Below are 10,895 nucleotides of genomic sequence, written 5' to 3' on the forward strand. Positions count from 1 at the left end.
CGGGTATCTCTACACTATTACTTCACGAATAAGTGCTCTCTTATTAATTATTACTTCATATTATCCATTTCTAGTGACACTCCAGTAATTTCGGAACATACAAACATAAATTGTTGCGAAATTTTAAGAGGCACTATGTATTTCTTCTTTTAAAATTCCAATATCATTACAGTTTTTTAATAATGGGTTGCAATTTTTAAGTAATTCACATGATTGTTTCGCAGAAATTTTAAAACAGTATATTTATAATCAAAACTTGTAATTAGCTTCTATAAAGAGTAGAAAAGTTTATAATTATATAGTGAATATTGTATATAGGAGGATTATATGAAGATAAAAAAATCGCTTGCTCATCGTCAGTTAATCGCTTTAAAAAAGAGGGGGCATTTGAATAGCCATGAGAATCAATATTTGAGATATCTGAATTTAGGATATGAAGGAGAAATCAGTTTTTCTAATAATTTTGATCGCATTATGTCCGAATTTTGTACAACTATTCATGACTTTAGATTTATAATCAACGGATCTGAACGACAAATTGACACGTTAGCAATTTTTAATAATAAGATAGTACTTTTTGAAGTAAAAAACTATAACGGCAATTTAGTATTTCAAGACAATAATTTTTATACCTTTAAAACAAATCGACTATTGAAGTCTCCAATACAACAAATTAACGATACTAGTGATAAATTTACTCAATTGCTGCAGCAATTAAATTATAGTATTCCTATTGAAAAATATGTGATTTTTCTTAACAATAACTTTCATCTTTTTAATGCGCCGATTGATGAAATGATTGTTACAAACGCGCAACTTCCAGCATTTCTTGAAAATTTGAAGAAAAACAATTTCCCACTAAAATCTCATGCCAATTCGATTAGACAACGTATATTAATGTGTTACAACGAAATAACTCGTCATTGCGATGTTAATTATACGTTCAACACTATAAATAAAGGTATTTTTTGTAGATTGGATGGTGAGAAATTAGTCGAAAATGGTCATGAAAAATATATTTGCAAACAGTGCGGTAGTTTTTATCATCAAAAAGATATCATTATTGAAGTTATCCAGGATTTTCAGAGCTTATTTCCAGACGAAAAAGTGACTTATAAAAATATATATGACTTCACGGATGGTCGCATTTCGTATTATAAATTGAGAAAAATTATGAATCGCTATTACGAAAGAATTGGTACAAGTCGTATGGTCTATTTTGTGGATAAAGAAAATAATCACTAACAAATTAACGGTTACGTCTAGAATTGATAGTTCTTCTTTATGTTTCTGTGTAACTCCTATTCACTTTTTCTTAATGAATGTGACGCTGTTCATCAAGGGTTCGGGTAACTCTACACTATTTCTTAATGAATGCGACGCTGTTCATCAAGGGTTCGGGTAACTCTACACTATTTCTTAGCGAATGAGCCTTTATTCATTAAGTTACAGTGTAACTTCCCACAATTTCTTCACGAATAAACCTCTATTCGTCAAACATTCGAGTAACCATACACTATTATTTAATGAATAAAACCCCCTCACACCATGTGAGGGGGCACTAACTTCTATTATCTAATTACAGCTTGTAGTAATCAACCGCGATTTGTGCGCCGATTTTTGCGTTGTTGTATACGAGGTTGATGTTAGCTTCTAAGCTTTTTCCGTCTGTTTTTTCAACGATTGCTTTTAATAAGTAAGGTGTTGCTTCTTTACCGCCGACACCGTCTTTTTCCATTTGTTCTACCGCTTCTTGGATCACACCGTTGATGTAGTCTTTGTCGAGTGCTTCATCTTCAGGAATTGGGTTTACGACGCTCGTACCACCTTCAAGTCCTAAATCGTGTTTTGCTTTAATAACTTTTGCGATATCTTCTGTCGTATCGAAGTGTGATGCGAGTTTAAGTCCGCTTTCTCTCGTGAAGAATGCTGGTAACTCTTCTGTTTGATATCCAATTACTGGTACACCTTTTGTTTCAAGGTATTCTAATGTTCTTGGTAAGTCTAAAATAGATTTCGCACCTGCAGAAATTACGACGACGTCTGTTTTACCAAGTTCGTCTAAGTCTGCTGATACGTCCATATGCTCTTCATATCCGCGGTGTACCCCACCGATTCCACCTGTAACGAAGAATTTGATTCCTGCTAGGTTCGCACAAATCATTGTAGATGCTACAGTCGTCGCACCGAGTGTTTTCATTGCGATAACTTCTGCTAAGTCACGACGAGATACTTTAGTAACGTTACGTCCTTCTTTAGCAAGTAGTTCTAAATCGTCTTCAGTAAGTCCAACTTTAATACGGCCGTCCATAATTGCGATTGTCGCTGGTACTGCACCGTTTTCTCTAATGATTTCTTCAGTCTTTTTCGCCATCTCTACGTTTTGGGGATACGGCATTCCGTGAGAAATAATAGTCGACTCTAATGCAACCACTGGTTTATTATTTTCTAATGCTTCTTGTACTTCTTTTGTAAGATCAATTAAATGATTCATTCCTATAAGCCTCCAAATCTAATTTTAACTGCTTTTCTGTTAAATCTTGACGTACTGTAAAATCTGTTTCAATCGTTTTTGTTGAGTTGACCATACCAAGTTCAATACAGTCATCTATACTATACCCATTTAGCCAACCGTAAATCACTGCGCTAGAAAAACTATCGCCAGCTCCTGTTACGTCGACGACGCGGTTCGATTTTTTAATTGGGTAAATCTTTTCATAATCTTTAGACGCATACGCTAAAGATTTAGATCCGTTCGTTACGATGACGTTAGACACACCGCGTGCGTTCCAAAGCTTCGCACCTTCCATTAAATCTTCATCCGTCTGAATGACCATATTAAACTGCGCTTCGGTCTCATCGCGGTTTACAATCAACCAGTCCACTGGCTCTAAATAATCCGGCAGACGCTCCATTTTCGGTCCAGATACAGGAATAAATACGAGCTTAATATCGTGTTTTTCTGCATATGCCACTAAAAATTCAAGCGTTACTTTCGGAACGTTTAAATCCGCTACAATACATTTTGCACGCTTTAAAATATACGTCTGACGAATTAGTACTTCAGGTGTGAATTCATCGTAAATACTCATATCCGCAAAACCGTACTCCATTTCGCCTTCACGGTTTATTAATGCGGTATATGCGCCTGTATTTTTCCCTTCGATGATTTCAGTAAAATCTAAATTAATATACGCTTCAGAAGCTTCTTTTACCTTCAGCCACTCTGCGTCATCACCTCTTGTCGTAATGAGCGCCACATTTTGGCCTAAACGACCCAAGTTCTCAGCGATATTACGCACGACTCCACCGACAGAATGCGCAGAATCAATCGGATTCGACGTTCCATGAATCAACTTTTCATGAACAAAAAACTTCTTATCAATATTCGCTGCACCGACACAGACAATCGGGAACTCTTCATTTAAAACATAAGCTTGTCCCTGAATAAACTCTTTATGCACGAGATCTGCTATAATTCTCGATACACTCGAAGCAGTTAAACCAAGCTTTTTAGACAACTCCGACTGAGAAATAAACGGGTTCTCTTTTATGAGATTTAATACTTCAGTCTCTCTTTGATCCAACAGCCTATCTCCTCTCAAACGATTTCTATCTATTATTATACAGCACATTGATAAAATTTTAGCAGTATAACTTTGTGAAAAATAACGCATTGCTACTGCTCACTTATTTTATCATGACGATATATATTTTTCTATTAATTTTTAAAGCAAATTTGACCCTTTCATTTTTGTATGATATATTTTCTCTAATCGAAATTTTCAGATTTTTATAAAACTTAATATTCAATGTAACAAGAGGCCGCGGTGCGCTAATAGTAGAATTTTCGAAAGGAGCCATCGCCGAAACGATATGATCGTTGGGACTATTTCTGAATAAGAATAGTACTGTCACTATAAGACGCCCAATCTTATAGTGGTGAGCAGTTGCATTGAGGGCACCGAACTCATGAGTGCCATTTGTACTCATGAGTTTTTTATTTGTAAGGAGGATAATGATGAGATTATTTGGTACTTCAGAAGTGATTGATAACGAATTAGTAATTGGTGGTGTAGCAACTTCTACGCTAAAAGAAGAGTTCGGTACTCCACTCTACGTGTTTGATGAAGCAGGAATCGATGAAAAAATTAACCTATTTAAAAATCATTTTAAATCAAGTATTTTTAACACAAATATTATATACGCTGGAAAAGCGTTCTTATGTAGTTATTTAGTAAAGCAATTAAAATCTCATCAACTGTCACTCGACGTTGTGAGTGGTGGTGAACTGTTCGTAGCGAAACATTCAGGATTTGATAGTAAAAATATTTACTTTCACGGTAACGCAAAAACTTATGAAGAACTCGAATTCGCAGTAAGAGAAAATGTCGGTACGATTGTTTTAGACAATTTAAGTGAAGCAACTATATTAAACAATATTTTAAGTAACTTAAATAAAACACAACGTGTCTTGTTAAGAGTCAACCCAACGATTGAAACGGATACTCATAAATATATTCAAACGTCTAACGACGACTCTAAGTTCGGAATGACATTTCAAGAAGCTTTACAGTTTTTAGTGGAACTTAATCATTTAAATCATTTAGATTTTAAAGGGTTTCATTGTCATATCGGATCACAAATTTTTGACTCTAAGTCTTATTTTACTGAAGCAAAACGTATGATTGAATTTTATAGCGACGTTCAAAAAGAGTTCAATTTAAAACTCGATGAATTAAACTTAGGTGGCGGATTTGGTGTTTACTACACTAAAGGTGATCAGCCGCTTCAACTCGAAATTTTTTTAAATGAATATATAGACGTACTCGAAAATTATATCCGTGAATATGATATTGATGTTGAAACGATTTCTATTGAACCTGGTCGATCATTAATTAATGATTTTGGAACTACCTTATATAACGTCTCTCATATTAAGCCGTCAAGTCACATTGACTTTTTACTGATCGATGGTGGTATGAACGACAACTTACGTCCTTCTTTATACGAAGCAAAATACACTGCGGCAATCGCTAATAATATGACTGCTAATAAAATAACTAATTACCGAATTGCCGGTAAGTTATGTGAAAGTGGCGACGTCTTAATAGAAAATATTAAGTTACCAAAAGCTAATATTAACGACACACTTGCAGTACCATCCACTGGTGCGTATACAGAGTCGATGGCGTCAAACTACAACAAAATCCCGCGAGGCGCAGTCGTATTTGTTAAAGATGGTGAAACGCACCTTGCAGTAAAAAGAGAAACTTACGAAGATTTAATAAGAAATGAGGTCTTTTAAAATGGAACGACTCGTCATGAAATTTGGAGGCTCGTCTTTAAAAGATTTAGAAAAGATTAAAAGTGCGAGTGACATCATACTAGAAAAAAGTAAAACAGAAGAAGTCGTTGTCGTCGTTTCAGCAATGGGAGACTCGACGAATGAGTTATTAGATATGGCACATGCGTTGTCCACGACACCTTCTAAACGTGAACTCGACATGCTCGTGTCAACTGGTGAAAACAAAAGTGCTGCACTCCTCGCGATTCACTTAAATGAAGCCGGGCATAAAGCTGTCGCGTTAACTGGATTTCAAGCTGGATTTCAAAGCGACGGTGTTCACGGTAAAAATAAAATTACTGACGTTAATATCGAACGTATAGAAAATCATTTAAGACAAAATGAAATCGTCGTCGTGACTGGATTCCAAGGAATAAATCCTCTAGGAGATATTACAACGTTTGGTCGCGGAGGATCAGATACGTCAGCTGTTGCCCTCGCTGTAAAATTAAATGCGAAATGTGCAATTTATACGGATGTTTCCGGCATTTACTCTATTGACCCGAGAATTTATAGTGACGCGAAAAAGTTAAACGTCGTCACATACGAGGAACTCATGGAAATGGCGCATCTCGGCACAAAAGTCATTGAACCAAGAAGTGTTGAACTTGCGTATAAATTTAATGTCCCGATGGAAATTTTATTAAACGACGGTAAAACAAAAGGCACAAAAGTACTGGAGGCTTATGATATGGAAGATACAAAACTAACAAGTGTCTCAAAATTAGATGACGTTGTACTCGTTATTATTCACGATACAAAAGACGTCAATATTTCAAATATCTTTTTAGAACTCGCTAAAGAAAACGTCAACGTAGATATTATTAGTCATACACGGTTAAACGATAGAAAAGAAGTGACGTTTACGAGTGAAAAATCATCGATAGAAGATACGAAACGAGTGCTTACAGAGCTTAACCTAGATTATGAAATTAAAGATAACCTATCCAAAGTCTCAATCGTCGGTACTGCGATGCGTAGTCAAGTCGGTATCGCTGCACAAGTGTTTGAATTGTTCGTTAAAGAAGATATTTTCTTCTATGAAATTTCAACGTCAGAAATTAGTATTTCATATGTCGTCGATAGCAAAATCGCAGATGACGTCGTAATAAAACTCGGAAAACATTTTGATCTTTAGGAGGAATTTACAATGAATATTGGAATTATTGGTGCAAGTGGCACAGTTGGACGTACGATTTTACAAGTGTTAGAAGAAAGAAATTTTAACGTCGATGAACTTTATCTATTTAGTTCTAAAAAATCCGCAGGAGAAACAATTACTTTTAGTGGTAAAGATTATACGTTAGAAGAATTAGAAGAATCAGTATTTGATAGAGACATCGACGTACTATTCTTTGCCGCAGGTGGCGCAGTTTCAGAGAAATTTATCCCCCTTGCAAAAGAAAAAGGTATTGTTGCGATTGATAATAGTAGCGTGTACCGAATGGATGAAAACGTGCCGTTAATCGTCCCTGAAGTAAACAGAGACGATTTAAATGATGAAATACTCATTGCAAATCCAAATTGCTCGACAATTCAGTCAGTCGTTGCGTTAAAGCCGCTTCAAAAGTTTGGTATTAAACGCATCACATATACGACATATCAAGCCGTATCAGGATCTGGTGCTCGGGGTATTGAAGATTTAAAAAACGGTACGACGAATACGTATCCGTATAACATTCAACAAAGTGTTTTACCACACATTGATGTATTTTTAGATAACGGCTATACAAAAGAAGAAATGAAAATGATTGAAGAAACGAAAAAAATTTTAAATGATGATCAGTTAAAAGTAACCGCAACAACGGTGCGTGTCCCTATTGAAAATGGTCACGCAGTCAATATTGACATCGAATTTGAACAAGATTTTGATATTAAAGATATTTATAAAGCATTAGAAGAAGCTGAAGGTGTTGTTATTAAAGACGATATTGAAAATTTAGTTTACCCGATTACTGAAGATGCAAATGGTACAGATGACGTATATGTCGGTAGAATTCGTAGAGATTATAGTACAGATAACGGTATTCATATGTTCGTCACTGCGGACAATATCCGTAAAGGTGCAGCGACAAATTCTGTTCAAATTGCAGAAATTTTAAATTAAGGAGAGATTATTATGTTATTTAAAGGTTCAGGTGTAGCGATTGTTACACCATTTACAAACACAGGTGACATTGATTTTGAAGCACTCGGTGAACTTATTGAATTTCAAATTAAAGAAGGAATCGATGCTATTATTTCAATCGGTACTACTGGTGAAGCAGCAACATTGTCTATTGATGAAAAACTTGAAGTCATTAATTTTACAATCGACAAAGTAAATCGACGTGTACCAATCATCGTCGGTACAGGAAACAATAACACCAAAGACGCAGTCTCATTTAGTAAAGAAGTGTCAGAATTAGACGTCGACGGACTTCTCGTCGTCTCCCCTTTCTATAATAAAGGTACAGACACTGGTTTAATTGAACACTTTACTGAGATCGCAAACGTCAGCAAGGTCCCTGTAATGCTCTACTCAGTTCCAGGACGTACGGGTCATAATATTCCACTAAACGTTGTTGTTGAATTATCTAAACATAAAAATATTTGTGGTATTAAAGATGCATCCGGTGATTTATCGTATACGATGAATATTAGAAATAATACACCTGATGAATTCCAGATTATTTCAGGAAATGATGATCTAACTGTACCGATGCTAGCTGTCGGTGCTGAAGGAGTAATCTCAGTCGTTGCAAATGTCTTCCCGAAAGAAACGAGTGAGATGGTCCATAGTTTCTTAAACGGTGACTCTAAAAAATCAAAAGAGTTACAGTTAAAATTATTACCATTTATAGAAGCGGCGTTTTCTGATGTGAGTCCAGTACCAATTAAATACGCGACTCACTTACTCGGGTTTGGTACACCAGAGTTAAGATTACCTCTTACAGTCGCTGAAGAAAACGTGCAGCAAAGCATTCATCAAACACTAAAGAATTTAAATAGATTATAAGGGTGAAGTCTATGAATATACTACTTGTTGGAATTACCGGTCAAATGGGACAAGTATTAGTTAAAACAATTGAGGATTCAAATCATACAGTTGCTGCTGGTATCGGTCATAGTAATGAAGATCATATATACGATAATTTTAACGATGTGAAGGAAAATATCGATGTAATTATTGATTTTTCATCGCCTGATTTACTCTCTCCTCTACTCGATTTCGCAACAACTAAAAAGATTCCAGTCGTTATTGCAACGACTGGAATTGACAGTATGGAAGAGATCAATAAAGCATCAAAAGAAATTCCTATCGTTTATGCTGGTAACTATAGTCTCGGTATTAACATATTAGAAAAACTTGCTGAAACAGTGTCTCGAGCGTTACAAAATTTTGATATTGAAATTACTGAAACGCACCATAATAAAAAGAAAGATGCACCAAGTGGTACAGCTCACATGTTATTTGATGCGGTAAATAATGGTAGAGATAATACTTTATCGGAAAACTACGGTAGAGAGGGTATGGCGAAAAGAGAAAGTAATGAAGTCGGTATCCACGCCCTAAGAGGTGGTACAGTTGTCGGAACACATACTGTTAGTTTCTTCGGTGAAGATGAAGTATTAGAACTAACACATACCGCATATTCTAAACGAATATTTGCTGAAGGTAGTTTAAAAGCTGCACAATTTATCGTGACAAAAACTCAAGGATTATATGATGTAAATGACATTTTAGAGGTGAAATATAATGAGTAAAATTAACGTAGGTATCGTTGGATATGGAAACTTAGGTCAAGGTGTAGAAACGAGTCTTTCTTATAATGACGACTTTAATTTAGTCGGGGTATTTACTCGTCGTGATCCAAAGTCTTTAAACACGATAGCATATCATGTTGACGATATATTAGACTTTAAAGAAGATATCGATATTCTTATATTATGTGGTGGATCTAAGAATGACATCCCAGAAACGAGAGAATTTTACAGTACTCACTTCTCTACAGTCGATTGTTATGATAATCACCAAGATTTACTCAACCATTATAATATTTTAGATAAAATCACAAAGGACAATGAAAACGTATCGATTATTGGTACAGGTTGGGACCCTGGAGTGTTCTCTGTACAAAAACTATATAGTGAATCATTTTTACCAAATGGTGAAACATATACATTTTATGGTCCTGGTCTATCTCAAGGGCATAGTGACGCTGTTAGACAAGTCAACGGTGTAAAATACGGTGCACAGTATACACTTCCAAATGATCACCTCGTCAAAGAAATCGAAGACGGTAAAGATGTCAATTATACAAAAGAAGCTGCACATATTCGTGACGTATATATCGTGAGCGACAATACAAGAACTGACGAAGATATAAAAGAAGAAATTATTAACATGCCAGACTACTTTAAAGGCTATGAAACAAACGTCTACTTTATCTCTGAAGATGAATTTAAAGAAAGTCATCAAAACTTAAATCATGGTGGATATGTATTAAGACGTGGGTTTACGAACAACAATCAAGCAACCTATAAAATAGAATTAAACTTAGACAGTAACCCAGAATTTACAGCATCTGTCGCAGTTGCCTCTGCACGTGCGGCATATAGATTTTTAAAAGATAAAAATTTCGGTGCAAAATCATTATTCGACGTTCCACCAAGCTACTTATCAAGACGCACAACTGAAGAGATGATTCAGTCATTACTATAAGTCCTACATTATGTAGGACTTTTTTAATACAAAAAAACACCACACATTGCTGTTGTGCTACCCAAAAGTTGGACTTTTGGAATTAAGCAGATTGTAAGGTATGTTTCCTGAATTCTTCAGGAGACATGCCTTTTAATTTTAGCTTAATTCTATCTTTATTATAGTATCTAATATATTCATGTACTGCGATCTCTAATGCTTCATATGTCTTGAATACTTCTCCATAAAACATTTCCTGCTTTAATAAGCCAAAGAAGTTCTCCATCGGTGAATTATCTAAACAGTTTCCTTTACGTGACATACTCATTGTTGCACCATATTCTGTTATGGTATTTCCCCAACTACTATGCTGATAATGAAATCCTTGATCCGAGTGAACAACTAATTGGTTTAGATTGTGTTGGTGTTCCTCAAGTGCTTTATTTAAAGGATTTATAGCGATTGCCAGGTTTGGTGAACGACTTAATTGATAGGCAATCACTTCAGAGTTATAACAATCCATAATCGTTGATAGATATAGTTTCTTTCCTTTGATAGGTAACGCAAACTCTGTGACATCTGTCACCCATAGTTGATTAAATGTTTTCGGCTTAAAGTTACGCTTTACCTTATTTGGAGAGATTTTCCCAACTTGCCCTTTGTATGAACTGTAACGTGTTCTCGATTTGTTTTTGAATTTTTGACACAGTAAATTATAGGTTTTCATAATACGTAACAAGCGCTTATGATTCACCACAATTTGTTCTCTGTGCTCGAGTATTGCTTTGATTCTTCTGTAACCATATCTACCTTTATGTTTTGATACAATTTCTTTAATTTTTTCTACTAGCCATTGATCTTTCT

Annotated in this window: 10 protein-coding genes and 1 riboswitch; of the genes, 7 read left to right on the forward strand and 3 right to left on the reverse strand. The window is 35.3% G+C overall.

The window, feature by feature from the left end; all coding sequences use genetic code 11:
• The first annotated feature begins 327 nt into the window (after window positions 1-327).
• Window positions 328-1,245, forward strand: a complete 918-nt coding sequence (locus tag HMPREF3177_RS00385; RefSeq protein ID WP_070456234.1) for a nuclease-related domain-containing protein — start codon at window positions 328-330, stop codon at window positions 1,243-1,245.
• A 334-nt stretch (window positions 1,246-1,579) separates the two neighbouring features.
• Here the strand turns inward: HMPREF3177_RS00385 and HMPREF3177_RS00390 are convergent, their stop codons facing one another.
• Window positions 1,580-2,494 carry a pseudouridine-5'-phosphate glycosidase gene (locus HMPREF3177_RS00390; protein ID WP_068130423.1) on the reverse strand — a complete coding sequence of 305 codons (915 nt, stop codon included), beginning with the start codon at window positions 2,492-2,494 and terminating at the stop codon, window positions 1,580-1,582.
• A complete protein-coding gene (locus tag HMPREF3177_RS00395; protein WP_068130426.1) occupies window positions 2,478-3,587 on the reverse strand; it encodes a PfkB family carbohydrate kinase in 1,110 nt (369 codons plus the stop codon). The genes HMPREF3177_RS00390 and HMPREF3177_RS00395 overlap by 17 nt, the downstream gene beginning before the upstream one ends.
• A 226-nt stretch (window positions 3,588-3,813) precedes the next feature.
• Window positions 3,814-3,958, forward strand: a riboswitch (Lysine riboswitch).
• 63 nt (window positions 3,959-4,021) lie between these two features.
• On the opposite strand from HMPREF3177_RS00395, the gene lysA reads away from it, so the two are divergent.
• The 6 genes from lysA to HMPREF3177_RS00425 are packed head-to-tail and all read left to right on the forward strand — an operon-like array spanning window position 4,022 to window position 10,052.
• On the forward strand, window positions 4,022-5,308 hold the full coding sequence (lysA, locus tag HMPREF3177_RS00400) for a diaminopimelate decarboxylase (RefSeq protein WP_070456236.1): 1,287 nt from the start codon (window positions 4,022-4,024) through the stop codon (window positions 5,306-5,308).
• A gap of 1 nt (window position 5,309) precedes the next feature.
• Window positions 5,310-6,485, forward strand: a complete 1,176-nt coding sequence (locus HMPREF3177_RS00405; RefSeq protein ID WP_070456238.1) for an aspartate kinase — start codon at window positions 5,310-5,312, stop codon at window positions 6,483-6,485.
• A gap of 12 nt (window positions 6,486-6,497) precedes the next feature.
• On the forward strand, window positions 6,498-7,454 hold the full coding sequence (locus HMPREF3177_RS00410) for an aspartate-semialdehyde dehydrogenase (RefSeq protein WP_070456241.1): 957 nt from the start codon (window positions 6,498-6,500) through the stop codon (window positions 7,452-7,454).
• A 12-nt stretch (window positions 7,455-7,466) separates the two neighbouring features.
• A complete protein-coding gene (gene dapA, locus HMPREF3177_RS00415) occupies window positions 7,467-8,345 on the forward strand; it encodes a 4-hydroxy-tetrahydrodipicolinate synthase (protein WP_210388777.1) in 879 nt (292 codons plus the stop codon).
• 11 nt (window positions 8,346-8,356) lie between these two features.
• A complete protein-coding gene (gene dapB / locus HMPREF3177_RS00420) occupies window positions 8,357-9,094 on the forward strand; it encodes a 4-hydroxy-tetrahydrodipicolinate reductase (RefSeq protein WP_070456245.1) in 738 nt (245 codons plus the stop codon).
• On the forward strand, window positions 9,087-10,052 hold the full coding sequence (locus tag HMPREF3177_RS00425) for a diaminopimelate dehydrogenase (RefSeq protein WP_070456247.1): 966 nt from the start codon (window positions 9,087-9,089) through the stop codon (window positions 10,050-10,052). The genes dapB and HMPREF3177_RS00425 overlap by 8 nt, the downstream gene beginning before the upstream one ends.
• Before the next feature lie 82 nt (window positions 10,053-10,134).
• Here HMPREF3177_RS00425 and HMPREF3177_RS00430 read toward each other — a convergent pair.
• The coding region (locus HMPREF3177_RS00430; protein ID WP_168161291.1) for an IS3 family transposase at window positions 10,135-10,895 on the reverse strand (761 nt) is incomplete at its 5' end.

The organism is Nosocomiicoccus sp. HMSC09A07 (assembly GCF_001808485.1).
In the GTDB taxonomy this organism is placed as follows: domain Bacteria; phylum Bacillota; class Bacilli; order Staphylococcales; family Salinicoccaceae; genus Nosocomiicoccus; species Nosocomiicoccus ampullae_A.